The following is a 17,645-nucleotide window of genomic DNA, read 5'->3' on the forward strand; positions in this document are numbered from 1 at the left end:
CCGACTTTCCATCACGTCCAACGACAGTTATGACCTGAAATCCCAAGCAGTGCTTATGGGTTGGTCAGCAGCCGACCCGGTTCGCCGCCACCTGTTTCAGCGCGTCGAGCACCACGGCCGTCGCCGGGATGCGCAGATGATCGCGGTAGACGTACGCGGCGATGTGCCGGCGCGCGGCGGGCTGGAGGGCCCGCCCGCAGACCCGGCTCAGCGAAAGGGAGGGCAGCACCAGCGCGGGCATCATCGCCACACCCAGTCCCTGTGCGACCAGGCTCTGCACGACCAGGTTGTCGTCGGTGGCGAAGCGGATGTCGGGCACGAAGCCCAGCTCCGCGCACTCGTGGAGCAGGTTCGCCCGGCAGCGCGGGCAGCCCGCGATCCACCGTTCCTCGGCGAGGTCGGCCAGGTGCACGGCACGGCGGCGGGCCAGCGGATGCCCGGTCGGGAGCAATACCGTCAGCTGGTCCTCCAGCAGCCTGACCTCGGCGACCTCCTCCGGGATCTCCTCGTGCAGGCCGGGATAGGTGAAGGCCAGGGTGATGTCGCACTCCCCGCGCTCCAGCCGGCGCAGCGACTCGGGGGGCTCGCCTTCCAGCAGTTCCACCTGTATGCCGGGATGGTCCTTGGCCAGGCCGCTCAGGGCCTCGGGAACAAGGGTGACATTGGCGCTGGGGAAGCCGCACAGCCTGACCCGGCCGGTGCGCAGCCGGGCGTACGCCCTCAGCTGGGCCTCGGCGGCGGAGAGGTTGCCGAGGATGGTCTCGGCGTGCCGGGACAGGGACTCCCCGGCCTCGGTGAGCTGCATCTTGCGGCCCACGCGGGTGAACAGCGGGGTCCCGACGGCGCGTTCGAGCGCCTTCATCTGCTGGGTGATGGCGGGCTGGGTGTACCCCAGCACGCGGGCGGCGGCCGAGTACGACCCGGAGGCGACCACCGCGTGAAAGGTCCGTATGTGCCGAGAATCGAACACCAGCGAAGCATAAGCGGACGTTGGAGGGGCCGTAGGCGGAATCCCGCCTACGGCCCCTCCTCATCGGGCCGCCGCCGCGACCGGTGGTGCTCGGGTGCTGCTACTTGTCGCCGACCCGCGAGCCGAGCGTGATGTCGACCGTGGTCGGCTTGCCGCCGCGCAGGTAGGTCAGCTTCACGGTGTCGCCGGGCTTGTACGTCCAGATCATGCTGATCAGAGTCGGGCCGCTGTCGACCGGCTTGCCGCCGAACTCGGTGATGACGTCACCGGGCTTGAGGCCCGCCTTGCCAGCCGGACCGTTCGGGTCGACCAGTTCGTTGGCGGCCCCGCCCTGCTCGGAGATCTTGGCGCCCTCGGACTTGGCCTGGAGGTCGACCGAGACCGAGATCACCGGGTACACCGGCTTGCCCGTCTTGATCAGGGATTCGGCGACGTTCTTCGCCTGGTTGATCGGGATGGCGAAGCCGAGGCCGATGGAGCCGGCCTGGCCGCCGCCGAAGCCGCCGTTGCCCGCCGACTGGATCGCGGAGTTGATGCCGATGACCGCGCCGCGTCCGTCGAGCAGCGGACCGCCCGAGTTGCCCGGGTTGATCGAGGCGTCCGTCTGGAGGGCGCTCATGTACGAGTTCTTGCTGCCGCTGCCGTCTCCGGAGGCGACCGGACGGTTCTTGGCGCTCACGATGCCGGTGGTGACCGTGTTGGACAGGCCGAAGGGGGCGCCGATCGCGATGGTCGAATCGCCGACCGCGACCTTGTCGGAGTCACCGAGGGGCAGCGGCTTGAGGCCGGTCGGCGGACTCTTCAGCTTGAGGACGGCGACGTCGTAGCCCTGGGCACGGCCCACGACCTCGGCGTCGTACCGCTTGCCGTCGGAGAACGTCGCGAAGAGCTTGCCGCCGTTCGCGGCGGAGGCCACGACGTGGTTGTTGGTGAGGATGTGGCCCTGCTGGTCGTAGACGAACCCGGTGCCGGTGCCGCCCTCGCCGTCGCCGGCCGAGGCCTCGATGGTGACCACGCTGGGCAGGGCTCCGGCGGCCAGACCGGCGATGGAGCCGGCCTCGCGCTTGAGGTCCTTGGGGGTGTTCGCGGCGCTGATCGTGGTGGAGCCGGTGCCGTTGTCGCTGCGCTGGGCGGCCCAGTAGCCGACGCCACCGCCGATGCCGCCCGCGAGGAGGGCCGCCACGAGCACGGCCGCGATCAGGCCGCCCCTGCCCTTCGGCTTGGGCGCGGGGTGGCCGTCGGTGGTCAGGGGAGCGCCCCAGGCGCCGCCGCCGTGGCCGCCCGCTCCGTACGCCAGCACCGAGGGCGGCGGGGGCGGCCAGCCCTCGGCCCCCTGCGCGGCCGGGGTGGGAGCCTGGCCGTAGGCGGGGGGCGTCTGTGCGGGAGCCTGGCCGTACGCCGGGGGCGCCTGCGCGGGCGGGATCTGCTGGGTGGGCTCGGTGCCGGGCGCCGGGGTCGGCGGGAGCTGCTGGGTCGCCGGCTCGCCGACGGCGGGCGCGGGAGCCGCATCCTGCGTCTCGGAGGCCGGAGCAGGGGGTACGGACGGGGCCGCGGGGGGTGTCGGGGCCGCGGTGCCCTCGTTCTCGGTGCTCACAGCGCTCTCTCCTCGTCACACACGGCTTCGGAAAATTCTCTGGCGATATCGGTCCGACTGAACGTTCGACGTGCCGCACAAGTTCCTGGGCAAAGCCTTTCCCATGACCCGTCAGAGCACTGTAAGCCGGACCTGTGCATCTCTCCCCATTCTTTATATCCGACATTTCGGATGCACTCTCGGGGCCGGCCCCGACGCCCGGACACCTCTCGGTGGCACCATGACCCGGTGACCCACGCAATGCCGCGCACCATCCAGGTCGTCGCCCACCGCGGCGCCTCGGAGGATGCCCCCGAGCACACCCTGGCCGCCTACCGCAAGGCCATCGAGGACGGCGCCGACGGCCTCGAATGCGATGTCCGGCTGACCGCGGACGGCCATCTGGTCCTGGTCCACGATCGCCGGGTGAACCGTACGTCGAACGGCCGCGGCGCCGTCTCCGCCCTGGAGCTGGCCGATCTCGCCGCCCTCGACTTCGGCTCCTGGAAGGACCGCGAGGAATCCCCGGACTGGGACGCGGACCCCGAGCGCACCTCCGTCCTCACCCTGGAGCGCCTGCTGGAGCTGGTCTCCGACGCCGGACGGCCGGTGCAGCTCGCGATCGAGACGAAGCATCCGACCCGCTGGGCCGGACAGGTGGAGGAGCGCCTCCTCGTCCTGCTCAAGCGCTTCGGCCTGGACGCCCCGCCCGCCGAGGGTCCGCACCCGGTGCGGGTCATGAGCTTCTCCGCGCGCTCCCTGCACCGGATCCGGGCGGCCGCGCCGACGATCCCGACCGTGTACCTGATGCAGTTCATCTCACCCCGGATGCGGGACGGGCGACTGCCGGCCGGCGTGACGATCGCCGGCCCCGGGATGCGGATCGTGCGCAACCACCCCGGCTTCATCCACAAGCTCCAGGGCGCGGGCCACTCCGTGCACGTATGGACAGTGAACGAACCAGAAGACGTTCAGCTCTGCGCTGATCTGGGCGTGGAAGCAATCATTACGAACAGACCCCGCCAAGTTCTGTCCCAACTCGGGCGCTGAAGTCCCTTTTTGCGCACCCGCCACCCCCCACCCGTTCGTTACAGGGTGTGCTCCGGCGCATCCGCTCCGCATTTGGTCGGCATGAATGCGTCAGAGGGGCCCCCTTCGGGCTCCTTCGGCGGTTTCCGGTCCAGGCCATTGGGGCATCCAGACCATGCGTGGGGCTAAGGAGGTTCCGGGGGTGGCGTTGGTGGTGGCACAAGAAGTGCCCACGTCGTCGTGCATGGACGTACGCCATGGTCCTGCGGGCGTGGGCGAGGCGCGACACCGGATGCGCGAGCAACTGCGTATCAGCGGGGTGCCCGAATCGGTCGTGGACGATGCCGTACTGATCCTTTCCGAACTGCTCAGCAATGCCTGCCGACATGGCAGGCCGCTCGGCGCTCGGGAAGTCGGGGACGGGGAGATACGCGCCGCATGGCGCGTCGACAGAGCGGGACGGCTGACGGTCGAGGTGACGGACGGAGGCGGGCCCACCCGCCCGGTTCCTGCCACGCCCTCGGTCACCGCACGGGGCGGCCGGGGGCTGAACATCATCAGCGCCCTGGCCCAGGACTGGGGTGTCCGGGACGGAGCGGCGGGTGAGGTCACCGTGTGGGTGATCGTTGCCTGTGGGCCCCGGCACGAGGATTTCGCTACGCGCGTTGCGCCCCCGGCGATCGACTTCAGTACGGCATTCGACGACCTCGATCCCTGAACCCGGGATCCCCGACCGCAAGACAGCACGACAGCAGCACAGCAGTACCGGTCATCCGCACAGGCGGCCGTCCGGGAGCGCACGCCGACCGTGCTCCCGGCCGCACCCAACCGGTTCCGGCGGTACGAACGGCTAGGCTCGCGCCCAGACACGACGCCGTACCGCCGCAACCGGGAGACACGCACGATGGCCAAGAAGCGCCCCGCAGCCAAGACTGCAAAGCCGCAGCTCAACAACGGTGAGATCCCCGTCGTGGGCGCCCGCGAGCCCTGTCCCTGCGGATCCGGCCGCCGCTACAAGGCCTGCCACGGCGCAGCCGCCGCGCACGCCGTCACCGAGCACGTGCGGCGCCCTTTCGAGGGGCTGCCGGGCGAGTGCGACTGGGTCGCGCTGCGCGAACTGGTGCCCGCCGCCACCGTCCCGCTGTCCCTCAAGGGCGGCCTGCCCGAGGGCGTTCCCTCCGTCACGCTGGTGACCGTACTGCCCATGGCGTGGCCGGCGCTGCGCCGTGAGGACGGGTCCGTCCTCCTCGGCCTGCAGAACGACTCGTCCTCCGGGGACCTCGGCCGCGACATGGCCGACACCCTGGAACGCGCCCTCGTGGCGGAGCCCGGTACCCCGGTCGCCGCCCGCCGGGTTCCCGCCGAGGGTCCCCGACTTCAGGATCTCCTGGACGCCGACGGCGGTTTCGAGCCGGTTGTCCACACTGGGTTCGAATTCTGGATTCCGGAATCCGAGAGCGCCCAGAACGCCTCGCCGGAGATCGCCGCCTCGCTGGAGCGCGCCAACGCGGCCGCCATTCCCACCGTCAAGCTGACCGGCGTGGACGCCGCCTACTGGTGCGAGACGCCGGACAAGAACCACCTGCGCTGGGTCATGCCGCACCCCGAGGAGAAGCTGCTCGACGCCCTCGCGCGGCTGCACGCGGCCGGCACGTCCTCGCTCGGCGAGGGCACGAAGCTCGTCGGCTCCTTCCGCGCCCACGGCCTGATGGTCCCCGTCTGGGACCTGCCCACCGGGGTCACGGCCGACGACGTCGAGAAGCCCGCGGCGGAGTTCGCGGAGCGGCTGGCCGGGGCGCTGGCCACGGACGCCCCGCTGACCACGGAGGAGCGCCGGGCACGCGGCGGACTCACCAACCGCCAGGTGACGCTCAGCTGACGGAGCGCCCGCGTGGAGACGGTGACCGGAGTCACAACTCCCGCTAATCGTCTGCAAATCGATGTCTGAATATCGGAGATCGAATTTGCGAACAGGCGATCTCTTGTTACCGTTCTTGTAGCCCGGTCGCTGGTGCATCCCCCGTCGCCAGCGACCGGGCCCTTGATTTTCAGGGTGCGATCAACCGTCACCCGGTGCCGGTGAGTTGCTCCCGGACCTCAAGAGCAGTTCCCCTTCATCATCCGGAACTGCAAATTCCGCTACGGCCGAGTAACTCTCCGGATCGCCCGCCGAGGCCTCCTTCGGCGTCTCACACAGGCCCGGTTCGTCGCCCGCGCCCACCGCGCACCGGATCTGGACCGTGCGCCCGGCCGGACCCATCACCGTCAGCACGGCGTCCAGTGCGCGACCGCTTGTGTTCCGGTAGTAACTCCGGCCCCACGTCTGGCCCTCACCGACCAGCACGCAGGTCTGTGCCTCCACCCCGTGCGGCGAGGACAGTTCGGGCCCGCAGCGGGAATCCGTACGGGGCTGCTCGGCCGGGCCGGGCTGCTGCGGGCCGGCCGTCGGCGCCGAGCGCGCGGGCGCCGCGGGGGATGTGCGGGAGGAGTCCGAAAGCCCGAGCGCCGAGAACAGGCCGCCGCCCTTTCCGTCATCCTGACCGGCAAAATCCGGCCCGGCGATCGCCCCGGCGAGCGGGAGCGACAAGATGATCAGCACACCGGCGCCGATACCGATCAGGCGGAGATTCATTAGCCGAAGATAGCGAGGCGGGAATGGGGCACGGAGACCCCCGCGCCCAATTCCCTTGGAAACTCGTCCCGCCGACACCCGTACGAGTGATCCCGGCAGGCCCGGCAGGTCAGTACGCGAGCCTGCTGCCGCCGCCGGGCGCACCGCTGCTGGCCTCGACCAGCGCGTCCACGACCGCCTCGATCTCGGGCAGCCAGAGGTTTCCCTCCTGCGCCTGCGCCTGCGCGGACCGTGCCTGCGCAGACCGTGCCCGCGGCTGCTGCGCCGCCGACTGCGCCCGCGGCTCCCGTTCCCAGCGCACCTGGCCACCGCTGGACGCGGCGGAGGGCGGCAGCAACAGGTAGCCGCCTTCCCCGTGGAAGCGCAGGGAGGAGGGCACGTGGTCCTTCGCGTACAGGAGTTCGCCGAGCCGCTCCAGCGAGTAGGGCGCCACCAGCAATGCCCAGCGGGTGGGCGTTGCCACGACCGGACCGAGTCGCATGCCCTGCGCGTCCAGTCGTACGAGGGCGCGCGCGGCCGCGCCGGCCGGCAGGCTCACCGCGCACGGGGCGGGCCCGCCGGTGGCCATCAGAACCGGGGCGGCGGGCCGGTTGGTCCACCACCAGGCCACCATCCGGGGGTCGGTGGTGGCGGCGAGCAGTCCGGGGTCGAAGGGATGCGCGCCGGGGACGGCGCAGTCGGGGTCGGGGCAGGCGCACCGCTTGCCGTCGGTGCCGGACCGGCCGACGCCGGGCAGGACGGGCCACTGCCAGGTGGTGGCGCAGACGAGCGCCGCGTCGAGGAGAGCGGACGTGCTGCCGCTCTGTCCCGGGTCGGGGCGCAGGGATTGAAAGCGATCGCGGAGCCGCTGGAGACGCCTTCCGAGGATCTCGCGCATGTGCGCTCGTTCCTTTCCGTTGAACGCCGAGGGCCACATCACACCATGTAACCGGTGTCTCACCACACGTACAGGTTTCGCGTCACTGTCCGCCAGAAGCAGGTTCACACGGTTCGTGCAGTTTTCTTACAGGTCCATCAAACGTCCCGCGGGGGTGGAGCGCGACCCGCGCCGGCCACCGAGACCGGCGGCCGCCGCTAAGGACGACGGCCCGCGCCGGGTGGTTCCCGGCGGCGCCAACTGGCCACGCACATCACCGAGTACGTACCCGAGGCCCCTGCGGAGCCCGCTCAGTCGATCGCAAAAACCGACTGCTTCCAGCTTTTTCCGGCCAAGTTCTAGCCTTGGCTCGACAGTGAGTTGCCGTCCCACGGACACCAGGATTCCCACCTGGGCAATGCTGGACATGCATCCACGTGTGCGTGTAGATGTGGATTCCTTGATGGCGGCGCAGCACGATCTGGGGGTTTGCGATGCTATTTGGCGAATCGCACCAGGTGGAAAGGCGGACGCCATGAGCGCCCCGCATCTGCCGAAAGTGGCTGGAATCGATCCAGCAACAACCGCGTCGCCGCACACTGCGGCGCCCGCGCCCGTCCGGACCACCCCCGCACCGGCCCCGCCGCCCGGCGGCCCGGGCAGTGTCATCCAGGACCGGCTGGCGGGCATGGTCTCGGACCTCACCACCCTGCACGAGCTCACCGAGCGCCTCGCCCGCGCCAGTGACCTCGACACCTCGCTGCGCGAATTCCTGCGCGCCGGAGCCGCGCTCGTCGGCGCCCGCCGCGGCCTGATCGTCCTGGAGCCCTCCGACGGACTCGGCCCGACCAGCACGATCGGCCTCGGGCTCGGCCACGCGGAGCTCGGCCACATCGAGACCGTGCCGCGCAGCGCCACCTCCTACGGGCGGATCCTCGACGGCCTGCCCGACGCCCAGGGCGGCTCCGAGTTCCTCCCCGAACCAGGTGCGCCCCCCGGAGCCGGGGGTTTCGCCACCCCCGTCGATCCTCGCCACCGTGAGGTCGCCGCCCGTCTCGGCTACGCCGCGAGCTACTCGCTCCCCCTGACCGCCGAGGCCACCGGCCGGCTCGGCGCGGCCGTCTGGCTCTACGACGAGCAGGCCGAGCCGAGTGACCGCCAGCGCGACCTCGCCGGGCTGTACGTGCGGCACGCCGCCGAGCACCTGGCCCGGATGCTGGAGGTGGAACGCTCCCGCACGCAGCTGGCCACCGTCTCCGAGGAACTGCTGCCGAGCCGGCTCCCCCGGATCCCCGGAGTACAGCTCGCGGCCCGTCACCACACGGGGCCGCTCGGCGGGGGCGACTGGTACGACGCCCTGCCACTGCCCGAGGGCGCCCTGGGGCTGGCCGTCGGCTCGGTCACCGGATCCGGGCCGAGCGCCGTCGCCGCGATGGGGCGGCTGCGCGCATCGCTGCGCGCCTACGCCGTCATGGAGGGCGAGGACCCCGTAGCGGTCCTGTCCGACCTGGAGCTGCTGCTGCGCCTCACCGAGCCCGCCCGCGCCGCCACCGCGCTCTTCGCCTACTGCGAACCCGCCGGGGGGCCGAATTCCGAGGGCCAGGGCAGCAAGATCATTCTGGCCGGTGCCGGGCACACCCCGCCGCTGCTGATCGGCGAGCACCGCACCGAGTACGTGGAGACCTCGCTCTCCGCGCCCCTGGGCATGCTGTCCTGCTGGGAGGCGCCGAGCGTGGAGATCGAACCCGCACCCGGAGAAACGGTGCTTCTCTACACCGACGGGCTGCTGCACCACACGGGCGACCCGATGGACCGGGCCTACGCCCGGCTGCACGCCGCTGCCGCGGGGGTCCCCCGCAGCGTCCGCGAGGACCCGGCGGCCCTGTGCGAGCACATCCTGCGGACCGTACTGCCCGGCGGGGAGCCGACCGACGCCCCAGAGGACATCGTGCTGCTCGCGGCCCGGTTCGAATGAGGCCCGGAGCGTGTTCCGAATCGTGACGGACGGCACGATTCGGAACACGCTCTCTCCGCACACGCATACGATGGATGCGGTCCACACCCAGGTCCCTACCGTCGTAGCTGAGGAGAAGACGTGGCTGACGAGCTCACCCCGGAGACCCCGGAAGAAGAGCAGCCCAAGAAGACGCACAAGCAGCGCAAGAACGGTCTGTACCCGGGCGTCAGCGACGAACTCGCGGAGAACATGCGCAGCGGCTGGGCCGACACCGAGCTGCACGGACTGGAGCCCATCGCCCAGGCCGCCCACACCCTCGCCCGCCGCGACGCGCTGTCCCGGCGCTTCCCGGGCGAGCGCCTCGTCATCCCCGCCGGCCGCCTGAAGACCCGCTCGAACGACACCGAGTACCCCTTCCGCGCCTCGACCGAGTACGCGTACCTCACCGGCGACCAGACCGAGAACGGCGTCCTGGTCCTGGAGCCCACCGGGCCGACCGGTCACACCGCGACCGTGTACCTGCTGCCGCGCTCCGACCGGGAGAACGGCGAGTTCTGGCTGTCCGGCCAGGGCGAGCTGTGGGTCGGCCGCAGGCACTCCCTCACCGAGGCCGAGCAGCTCCTGGGCATTCCCGCGAAGGACGTCCGCAAGCTCGCCGAGGCCCTCACCGAGGCCGAGGGCCCGGTGCGCGCCGTTCGCGGCCACGACTCGGTGATCGAGTCCGCCCTCACCGACAAGGTGACCAAGGAGCGCGACGAGGAACTGCGCGTCTACCTCTCCGAGGCCCGCGCCGTGAAGGACGCGTTCGAGATCGGCGAGCTGCAGAAGGCCGTCGACTCCACCGTCCGCGGCTTCGAGGACGTCGTGAAGGTCCTGGACAAGGCCGAGGCCACGTCCGAGCGCTACATCGAGGGCACCTTCTTCCTGCGCGCCCGGGTCGAGGGCAACGACGTCGGCTACGGCTCCATCTGCGCCGCCGGTCCGCACGCCTGCACCCTGCACTGGGTCCGCAACGACGGCGACGTCCGCCCCGGTGACCTGCTGCTGCTCGACGCCGGTGTGGAGACCCACTCCCTCTACACCGCCGACGTCACGCGCACGCTGCCAATCAACGGCACGTACACCGACATCCAGCGCAAGATCTACGACGCGGTCTACGAGTCCCAGGAAGCCGGCATCGCCGCGGTGAAGCCGGGCGCGAAGTTCCGCGACTTCCACGACGCCTCCCAGCACGTGCTGGCCGAGAAGCTCGTCGAGTGGGGCCTGCTGGAGGGCCCGGTCGAGCGGGTCCTGGAGCTGGGCCTGCAGCGCCGCTGGACCCTGCACGGCACCGGCCACATGCTCGGGATGGACGTCCACGACTGCGCGGCCGCGCGCACCGAGGCGTACGTCGACGGCACGCTGGAGCCGGGCGTGTGCCTGACCGTGGAGCCGGGTCTCTACTTCCAGGCCGACGACCTGACCGTGCCCGAGGAGTACCGCGGCATCGGCGTCCGGATCGAGGACGACATCCTCGTCACGGAGGACGGCAACCTGAACCTGTCCGCCGGGCTGCCCCGCACCTCGACCGAGGTCGAGGCCTGGATGGCGCGCCTGAAGGGCTGACGCCTGCGCCTTGCGTATCGGTGGGCGGGATTCCTGTACGGGGTCCCGCCCACCGGCGTTCCCAGGACACCCGCGACGCCCACACCTACGCCGCCTACGAGGCCGACGAGGCCTACGACACCTTCAGCAGCGCATCGTCGCGCCACTTGAGCATCTTGTCGAAGCTCACCACCGCGCCACGGCCCGGCCGGTTGCGGAAGCGGACGTGGTCGGCCAGTTCGGCGATCAAGTGCAGGCCCCGGCCGTGTTCGGCCAGGGAGGGTCTGCGGCGAGCCACCGTCGCGGGCGGGAACCCCGGACCGGAATCGGTCACCTCGATGCGGCAGCAATCCCCGTCCAGATAGGCCGTGACGTGGTACGCCTCGGTATCGTCCGGGATTTCGCCACCCCCGCCGTGCTCCACCGCGTTCGCACACGCCTCGCTCAGCGCCACCGAGAGATCGAAGGAGATGTCCGGGTCCACCCCCGCGGTCTCCATCGTCCCCAGCAGCAGTCGCCTGGCGAGCGCCACGCTCGCGGCTTCGCGCCTCAAGTGGAGAGACCACCAGATGCTCATACGGTTACGTATTGCCGCCCGCGAGGGGGCGTAAGCGCCCTGCGGCCGTCCGAGACCTCAATACGCCCGTCCGGCCGATGCGGCTCTCCCGGGGAGCGGTGTATGCGGCTGTGCGCGGCAGGCACGGACGGTCCTCGCACAGAGGACTCATACGGACCTTCCGGACCTGCCGTATGAAGGGCCTGAGCGCAGTGCGATGATGGCCCGGCCATGTCTGACCCCCACGCGACGCACGCCGGAGCCGGCCTCCGGCTGATCCGGGCCGCGGTGTTCACCGCGGTCTGTGTCGTGCTGTCCGCGACCGGTCACGCCCTGGCGTCCTGCGCCACCGTGCCCTGGTGGTCGCTCTGTCTCGGCTTCCTCGCCGTCTTCGCGGTCGCCGCCCCGCTCGCGGGCCGCCGGCGGTCACTGCCCGGCATCGCCGCCGGGCTCGCCGCCGGACAACTCGGCCTGCACACGATGTTCGGCCTCGGCCAGCACAGCGCCGCCGCCGCGCAGGCACCGGCCGGCTCCGCCGACACCTCGCTCGCCGAGCTCGCCGCGCGGCTGGTGTGCGGGGGCAACTCCGTACCGCTCAGCCCGGCCGACGCCCGGCAGATCCTGGAGGCCGCAGGCCTGGACCCGGCCGCCCTGGCCGGGCAGACGGCACAGGCCGGGCAGGTCGTGGCGCAGGGGCACGGCGCGCACGCGCACATGGCCCGGGCCGTCACCGAGGCGCCCGCGACCGGCCTGTTCAGCCCGGCCATGCTGGCCGGCCACCTGCTGGCGGCACTCGCCGCGGGCTGGCTGCTCGGCCGCGGCGACGCCGCGCTCTTCCGGCTGGTCGAGCTGTCCCGCCGCTCCGCCGAAGCCGCCCCGATGCGCCCGCTGCGCGCCGCACTGGCCTTCGTACGCGCCCTCGGCGCCGGGCTCCCGGGCTCGGCCACCCGTACCCCGCGGGACCTGCGGACCGGGTCTGACCCCGCCCTCTGCACGGGGCGGGAAGCACTCCAGCACACGGTGATCCGGCGCGGCCCACCCGTGGCACTCGCTCTCGCAGCCTGACGCGGCACCTTCCTTCCCGGACACAGAGCGGGATACCGGTGCCGCGAACTCCGCGCGCGCCCGTGCGCGGAGCCATCGCCACCACTGCTTCCGTGGAGTGTTCCTGCCATGAAGACCTCTCGCGTCTCCATCGCCGCCGCCATCGCCGCCGGTTCCGTCCTCGTCCTCTCCGGCCCTGCCTTCGCGCACGTCGGCGTGCAGCCCGCAGGCGAGGCGGCCAAGGGCGGCTACGCGACGATCAACTTCAAGGTCCCCAACGAGCGGGACAACGCGTCGACCACCCAGCTGGAGGTCAACTTCCCGATCGACCAGCCGCTCAGCTCCGTGATGCCGCAGGACGTTCCCGGCTGGACCGTGACGGTCGAGAAGAGCAAGCTCGACAAGCCGCTCACCGTGCACGGCAAGCAGATCAACGAGGCCGTCACCAAGGTGACCTGGTCCGGCGGCAAGATCGAGCCCGGGAAGTTCCAGCAGTTCCCGCTCTCCGTGGGCAAGCTGCCCGAGAGCGCCGACCAGATGGTCTTCAAGTCCATCCAGACGTACGACAACGGCGAGGTCGTCCGCTGGATCGAGGAGGCCAAGGAAGGCGCCGCGGAGCCGCAGAACCCCGCGCCCGTCCTGAAGCTGACCGCCCCCAAGGGCGACGACCACCACGACAGCGGTGCGAAGGCCGACGAGCCGAAGAACGCCGACAAGGACGCCGAGCACGGCCACGACAAGGCCGCCGCCGATCACGGCTCCGACACCACCGCGCGCGTCCTCGGCATCGCCGGCATCGTCGTCGGACTCGGCGGTGTCGCCTTCGGCATCGCCTCGCGCCGCCGCTCCGCCTGACCTGCCGCGCCCATGGGCGCTGCCGTTCCGAAACGTCCGTAACATCCCCGATCCCAGGGACATTTCTTCATGCGCACCACACGTGTGACGGTCGCCGCGCTGCTCGCGGCGGCCGCACTCACCCTCACCGCCTGCGGCGGTGAGCCCGCCAAGACCGGCGGAGTCACCCAGATCTCCGGCGGTCAGAGCACCACCAAGGCCGCGACCCTCCTGGACCGCCCGTTCACCAAGCCGGAGCTCGTCCTCACGGACACCACCGGCAACCCGTGGAACCTGCGTGAGCAGACCAAGGGAAAGCCGACCCTCATCTACTTCGGCTACACCAGCTGCCCCGACGTGTGCCCGCTGACGATGAGCAACATCGCCGTCGCCAAGAAGGCACTCCCCAAGGCCGACCAGGACAACCTCCGGGTCGTCTTCGTCACCACAGACCCCGAGAGGGACACGCCCGAGTCCCTCGGCGCGTGGCTCAAGTCGCAGGACCCGTCCTTCATCGGACTCACCGGGAACTTCGCGACCATCCAGGCCGCCGCACGCACGCTCGGCATCGGCATCGAGGCCGCCACGACGGGGCCCGACGGCAAGCCCGTCTCCATGCACGGCGCCCAGGTCATCGCGTTCTCACCCAAGACCGACGAGGGGTACGTCCTCTACGGCGAGAGCACCACCGTCGACGACTACACCAAGGACCTGCCGAAGCTCATCAAGGGGGAGAACCCGTGAACGCCCGCACCACCCGCACTCTCGCCGCCGCCCTCTCCCTGACGGCAGTGCTCGCCATATCCGGGTGCTCCGGCGAGTCCGAGCCGAAGATGGCCGTCAGCGGCGCCTTCATGCCCCAGCCCGTGAACGACAAGATGGCCGGCGCGTTCATGGTCATCAAGAACGGCTCCGAGACCGCCGACAAGCTCACCGGCGTGACCTCCTCGCTCTCCGACGATCTCCAGATCCACGAGACCAAGGACCAGAAGATGCAGCAGGTCCAGTCGATGGACGTGCCGGCGAACGGCGAACTCCGGCTGGAGCGCGGCGGCAACCACATCATGTTCATGGGGCTCAAGAGCACTCCCAAGGTCGGCGACAAGGTCACCGTCGAGCTCCGCTTCGAGAAGGCCGCTCCGGTCAAGGTCGAGCTGGACGTGAAGGACCGGACGTACAACCCGTCCGGCAACGCCCACTAACGCACCGAGGAGCTGACACGCCATGACGGCCACCGCCCCCGCCCCATCCACGGCCCGCGCCCGTGCCACGGCAGTCCTGCCGCGGCTCGCGCTGGTCCTCGCAGCTGTGCTGGCGACCCTGTTCACCGCGGCCTCACCGGCCACGGCGCACGCCGCACTCACCGCGAGCGACCCCAAGGACGGGGCGGTGGTCGCCACGGCGCCCGCCCAGGTCACGCTCTCCTTCTCGGAGCAGGTCGCCATGGGCGACGACTCCATCCGCGTGCTCGACCCCCAGGGCAAACGCGTGGACACCGGTGAACTGCGCGACATGTGCAGCGGGAACACCGTCCGCTACGGCACCGCGCTGCACACCGGGCTGCCGGACGGCACCTACACCGTCGCCTGGCAGGCCGTCTCGGCCGACAGCCACCCGATCTCCGGCGCCTTCACCTTCTCCATCGGCGCGCCCTCGGCCACCGATGTCACCCTGCCCACCGCGCAGGCGGGCGGCGGGCCCGTCGGGATCGCGTACGGGATCGCCCGCTACGCCGCCTACGCCGGGTTCACCGTCCTCGTGGGCGGCGCCGCCTTCATCCTGTTGTGCTGGCGCAGGGGCGCCGCCGAACGGCCGCTCCAGAAGCTCGTCGTGCGTGCCTGGGTCACCCTGACCGCCGCCACCCTCGCCATGCTGGTGCTGCGGACCCCGTACACGGGGTCCGGCAACTTCTCCGATGTCTTCGATCTCGACGGGCTCCGGGCCGTCCTGCAGACCAAGACCGGGGCCTCGCTCGTCTCCAGGCTGCTCCTGCTGGGCGCGGCGGCCCTCTTCGTCGCGGTCCTCTTCGGCGTCTACGCGCGCCGCGTGGCGGGTCTCGGACCCGATGAGGTCGACCTGGCCGAGGGGGAGGGCGACGGGTCTGACCAGGCCGCCGGGTCCGACGAGACCGAGGGGGTCGCGAGGCCGGACGACACCAGCGATCTCACCTTCGGGCTGGCCATCGGCGGCGCCGTTGTGTCCGGCGGTATCGCCGCCACCTGGGCCCTTTCGGAGCACGCCTCCACCGGGATCCAGCCCGGTATCGCCATGCCGGCCGACATCCTGCACCTGATGGCCGTCGCCACGTGGCTCGGTGGTCTCGCCGCGCTGCTCGTCGCCCTCCACAAGGTCCCCGGGATCGAGCGCGCAGCCGTCCGGCGCTTCTCGCAGGTCGCCTTCGTCAGTGTCCTGGTGCTCGCCGTCACCGGCGTCTACCAGTCCTGGCGCCAGCTCGGCAGCTGGTCCGCCCTCACCGGCACCGACTACGGGCAGCTGCTGCTCCTGAAGATCGGCCTGGTCGCCGTCCTCCTCGGCATCGCCTTCGTGTCCCGCAAGTGGACGTCGCGGCTCGCCGATGCCCCGGCGGACGCGGCGGACGCCACGACCGCCGCTGTCGCCGCCGGGCGGACCCCGGACGATGTTTCACGTGAAACGGCCCCCGGCGCCGACACGGAAGGCTCCGGTGTTTCACGTGAAACAGTGCCCGTGCCCGCGGACCCGGAGCGCGCCGCCCAGCTCGCCCGGCAGCGAGCCGCACGCGAGAGCGCGCTGGAGAAGCGGGTGCGGGACGCCGACCCGGACCGCGCCGGCTTGCGCCGCTCCGTCCTCGCCGAGGCGGCCATCGCCGTGATCCTGCTCGCCGTCACCACCGTGCTCACCAGCACCGAGCCCGGGCGGACCGTGGAACAGGAGACGGGCCGCGGCTCCACCGCCACAGCCGTCCCCGACCGGGCCGTCAAAATCACCCTGCCCTTCGACACCGGCGGTGCGAACGGCACGGGCTCCGTCCGGCTCGAACTCGACCCGGGACGGGTCGGCGCGAACACCCTGCACCTCTGGTCCGACTCCGCCGACGGCACCCCCTTCGACCTCCCCGAGATCAAGGTCGCCTTCACCCTTCCCGCCAAGGACATCGGCCCCCTGCCGCTCGTCCCCGAGCAGGCGGCCCCCGGACACTGGACCGCATCCGGTGTCCAGCTGCCGCTCGCGGGTGAATGGCGTATCGACGTGACCGTCCGTACCTCCGACATCGACCAGACCACCGTCCAGAAGACCGTGAAGATCGGCTGACCAGCGTGCCCGAGAGCAACCCCGACATCGAGATCTCCCGGCGCAGGCTGCTGGGTACCGTCGGCGCCGCAGGCGCCGTCGGAATCGCCCTCGGAGCGACAGGCGGCGCCCTGGCGCACTCCGCACTGGAGGACTCCGGGAGCGGCTCCGCCCCCGGCGCGACCGGCAGTCCGGCCTCCCTGGGCGCCACCCAGGTGGCCTTCCACGGAGACCACCAGGCCGGCATCACCACCCCGCTGCAGGCCAAGGGACACCTGGTCGCCTTCGACCTCACCGCCGGGGCGGGCCGTACGGAGGCCGCCGCGCTGCTGCGGCGCTGGTCCGACACCGCCCGGCGGCTGATGGCGGGCGAGCCGGCCTCGACCTCCGACAGCGGGATCGCCCTGGACGCCGGTCCGTCCTCCCTCACCGTCACCTTCGGCTTCGGCCACTCCTTCTTCGAGCGCACCAGTCTCACCGCCCGCCGTCCCGCCGCCCTCGACCCGCTGCCGGACTTCTCCTCGGACCGGCTGGACACCCAGCGCAGCAACGGCGACCTGTGGGTCCAGATCGGCGCCGACGACGGCCTCGTCGCTTTCCATGCCCTGCGTGCCCTGCAGAAGGACGCCGGGGAGGCCGCCCGCGTCCGCTGGCAGATGAACGGCTTCAACCGGTCTCCCGGCGCCACCGGCACCCCGATGACCGCCCGCAACCTGATGGGCCAGGTAGACGGCACCGGCAACCCGAAGCCCTCGGAGCCCGACTTCGACAAGCGGATCTTCGTTCCCGGCGCGGGCCCCGGGCCCGCCGAGCACGCCTGGATGGCCGGGGGCTCGTACGCCGTCGTCCGGCGCATCCGCATGCTCCTCGACGACTGGGACAAGCAGTCCCTCGCCCAGCAGGAGCAGGTCATCGGCCGCACGAAGGCCACCGGCGCCCCCCTGACCGGCGGCGGCGAGACCACCGAGATGGCGCTCGACAAGCTCGGCGCCGACGGGAAGCCCGTCATCCCGTCCAACGCCCACGCCCGGATCTCCGCCCCCGAGCAGAACGGCGGGGCCGCCATGCTGCGGCGGCCGTTCTCCTTCCACGACGGGATCGGCCCGGACGGCGCTCCCGACGCGGGGCTCCTCTTCGTCTGCTGGCAGGCCGATCCGCTGCGCGGATTCGTACCCGTACAGCGCAAGCTCGACCGCGGCGACGCGCTGTCGGCGTTCATCCGGCACGAGTCCAGCGGGCTGTACGCGGTTCCGCCCGGCCCCCGCAGCGGCGAGTACGTGGGGCAGCGGCTGCTCGAAGGATGAACAGCAAACCGGCGGGCGGCACCCCGGCATTAGGCT

Annotated in this window: 15 protein-coding genes and 1 pseudogene; 11 read left to right on the top strand and 5 right to left on the bottom strand. The window is 71.4% G+C overall.

The annotated features are described in order from the left end of the window. Positions 1-64: 64 nt before the first annotated feature. Together ACZ4YL_RS25185 and ACZ4YL_RS25190 are read right to left on the bottom strand one after the other, a co-directional pair. Positions 65-970: a LysR family transcriptional regulator gene (locus tag ACZ4YL_RS25185; RefSeq protein WP_301369172.1), complete on the bottom strand. Its 906-nt coding sequence runs from the start codon at positions 968-970 to the stop codon at positions 65-67. A 100-nt stretch (positions 971-1,070) separates the two neighbouring features. Further along, on the bottom strand, positions 1,071-2,564 hold the full coding sequence (locus ACZ4YL_RS25190; RefSeq protein WP_468119490.1) for a S1C family serine protease: 1,494 nt from the start codon (positions 2,562-2,564) through the stop codon (positions 1,071-1,073). A 240-nt stretch (positions 2,565-2,804) separates the two neighbouring features. On the opposite strand from ACZ4YL_RS25190, the gene ACZ4YL_RS25195 reads away from it, so the two are divergent. From ACZ4YL_RS25195 to ACZ4YL_RS25205, 3 genes and pseudogenes are all read left to right on the top strand, one after another. Next, entirely contained in the window at positions 2,805-3,593 is a 789-nt protein-coding gene (locus tag ACZ4YL_RS25195) for a glycerophosphodiester phosphodiesterase (protein WP_266602534.1), read from the top strand. Positions 3,594-3,652: 59 nt separating this feature from the next. Continuing rightward, a pseudogene (locus tag ACZ4YL_RS25200) lies at positions 3,653-4,290 on the top strand (ATP-binding protein). Positions 4,291-4,476: 186 nt separating this feature from the next. Further along, positions 4,477-5,451 carry a DUF5926 family protein gene (locus ACZ4YL_RS25205; RefSeq protein WP_301369169.1) on the top strand — a complete coding sequence of 325 codons (975 nt, stop codon included), beginning with the start codon at positions 4,477-4,479 and terminating at the stop codon, positions 5,449-5,451. Between the two features lie 180 nt (positions 5,452-5,631). Here the strand turns inward: ACZ4YL_RS25205 and ACZ4YL_RS25210 are convergent, their stop codons facing one another. Together ACZ4YL_RS25210 and ACZ4YL_RS25215 are read right to left on the bottom strand one after the other, a co-directional pair. Continuing rightward, entirely contained in the window at positions 5,632-6,204 is a 573-nt protein-coding gene (locus ACZ4YL_RS25210) for a hypothetical protein (RefSeq protein WP_351150579.1), read from the bottom strand. Positions 6,205-6,313: 109 nt separating this feature from the next. Beyond that, positions 6,314-7,081, bottom strand: coding sequence for a bifunctional DNA primase/polymerase (locus ACZ4YL_RS25215; RefSeq protein ID WP_468119492.1), 768 nt, complete (start codon positions 7,079-7,081; stop codon positions 6,314-6,316). A 397-nt stretch (positions 7,082-7,478) separates the two neighbouring features. On the opposite strand from ACZ4YL_RS25215, the gene ACZ4YL_RS25220 reads away from it, so the two are divergent. After that, on the top strand, positions 7,479-9,035 hold the full coding sequence (locus tag ACZ4YL_RS25220; protein ID WP_468119494.1) for a PP2C family protein-serine/threonine phosphatase: 1,557 nt from the start codon (positions 7,479-7,481) through the stop codon (positions 9,033-9,035). Positions 9,036-9,155: 120 nt separating this feature from the next. Further along, positions 9,156-10,622, top strand: a complete 1,467-nt coding sequence (locus tag ACZ4YL_RS25225; RefSeq protein WP_468119496.1) for an aminopeptidase P family protein — start codon at positions 9,156-9,158, stop codon at positions 10,620-10,622. Positions 10,623-10,734: 112 nt separating this feature from the next. On the opposite strand, the gene ACZ4YL_RS25230 is transcribed toward ACZ4YL_RS25225, so the two are convergent. Further along, complete coding sequence (locus ACZ4YL_RS25230) at positions 10,735-11,178, bottom strand: ATP-binding protein (protein WP_468119497.1); 444 nt, start codon at positions 11,176-11,178, stop codon at positions 10,735-10,737. 210 nt (positions 11,179-11,388) lie between these two features. Here ACZ4YL_RS25230 and ACZ4YL_RS25235 point away from each other — a divergent pair, with 210 nt between their 5' ends. From ACZ4YL_RS25235 to efeB, 6 genes are all read left to right on the top strand, one after another. Continuing rightward, the gene (locus ACZ4YL_RS25235) at positions 11,389-12,222 is read left to right on the top strand and encodes a hypothetical protein (protein WP_468119499.1); all 834 of its coding nucleotides are present in this window, start codon (positions 11,389-11,391) and stop codon (positions 12,220-12,222) included. 108 nt (positions 12,223-12,330) lie between these two features. Further along, entirely contained in the window at positions 12,331-13,056 is a 726-nt protein-coding gene (locus ACZ4YL_RS25240) for a YcnI family copper-binding membrane protein (RefSeq protein WP_468119501.1), read from the top strand. 69 nt (positions 13,057-13,125) lie between these two features. Then, complete coding sequence (locus tag ACZ4YL_RS25245; RefSeq protein WP_468119503.1) at positions 13,126-13,779, top strand: SCO family protein; 654 nt, start codon at positions 13,126-13,128, stop codon at positions 13,777-13,779. Next, a complete protein-coding gene (locus tag ACZ4YL_RS25250; RefSeq protein WP_468119505.1) occupies positions 13,776-14,237 on the top strand; it encodes a copper chaperone PCu(A)C in 462 nt (153 codons plus the stop codon). The genes ACZ4YL_RS25245 and ACZ4YL_RS25250 overlap by 4 nt, the downstream gene beginning before the upstream one ends. 22 nt (positions 14,238-14,259) lie before the next feature. After that, a complete protein-coding gene (locus ACZ4YL_RS25255; RefSeq protein WP_468119507.1) occupies positions 14,260-16,326 on the top strand; it encodes a copper resistance CopC/CopD family protein in 2,067 nt (688 codons plus the stop codon). Then, positions 16,251-17,609, top strand: a complete 1,359-nt coding sequence (gene efeB / locus ACZ4YL_RS25260) for an iron uptake transporter deferrochelatase/peroxidase subunit (protein ID WP_468119509.1) — start codon at positions 16,251-16,253, stop codon at positions 17,607-17,609. The genes ACZ4YL_RS25255 and efeB overlap by 76 nt, the downstream gene beginning before the upstream one ends. Positions 17,610-17,645 lie beyond the last annotated feature (36 nt).

Source organism: Streptomyces sp. NPDC030021 (assembly GCF_055574035.1).

Bases quoted from the DNA above. Each gene is read 5' to 3' on its own strand.
- ACZ4YL_RS25215 (WP_468119492.1), bottom strand. From the start codon at position 7,081: ATGCGCGAGATCCTCGGAAGGCGTCTCCAGCGGCTCCGCGATCGCTTT.
- ACZ4YL_RS25240 (WP_468119501.1), top strand. From the start codon at position 12,331: ATGAAGACCTCTCGCGTCTCCATCGCCGCCGCCATCGCCGCCGGTTCC.
- ACZ4YL_RS25255 (WP_468119507.1), top strand. From the start codon at position 14,260: ATGACGGCCACCGCCCCCGCCCCATCCACGGCCCGCGCCCGTGCCACG.
- ACZ4YL_RS25195 (WP_266602534.1), top strand. From the start codon at position 2,805: ATGCCGCGCACCATCCAGGTCGTCGCCCACCGCGGCGCCTCGGAGGAT.
- efeB (WP_468119509.1), top strand. From the start codon at position 16,251: ATGGCGTATCGACGTGACCGTCCGTACCTCCGACATCGACCAGACCAC.
- ACZ4YL_RS25235 (WP_468119499.1), top strand. From the start codon at position 11,389: ATGTCTGACCCCCACGCGACGCACGCCGGAGCCGGCCTCCGGCTGATC.
- ACZ4YL_RS25245 (WP_468119503.1), top strand. From the start codon at position 13,126: ATGCGCACCACACGTGTGACGGTCGCCGCGCTGCTCGCGGCGGCCGCA.
- ACZ4YL_RS25210 (WP_351150579.1), bottom strand. From the start codon at position 6,204: ATGAATCTCCGCCTGATCGGTATCGGCGCCGGTGTGCTGATCATCTTG.
- ACZ4YL_RS25205 (WP_301369169.1), top strand. From the start codon at position 4,477: ATGGCCAAGAAGCGCCCCGCAGCCAAGACTGCAAAGCCGCAGCTCAAC.
- ACZ4YL_RS25230 (WP_468119497.1), bottom strand. From the start codon at position 11,178: ATGAGCATCTGGTGGTCTCTCCACTTGAGGCGCGAAGCCGCGAGCGTG.
- ACZ4YL_RS25220 (WP_468119494.1), top strand. From the start codon at position 7,479: ATGCTGGACATGCATCCACGTGTGCGTGTAGATGTGGATTCCTTGATG.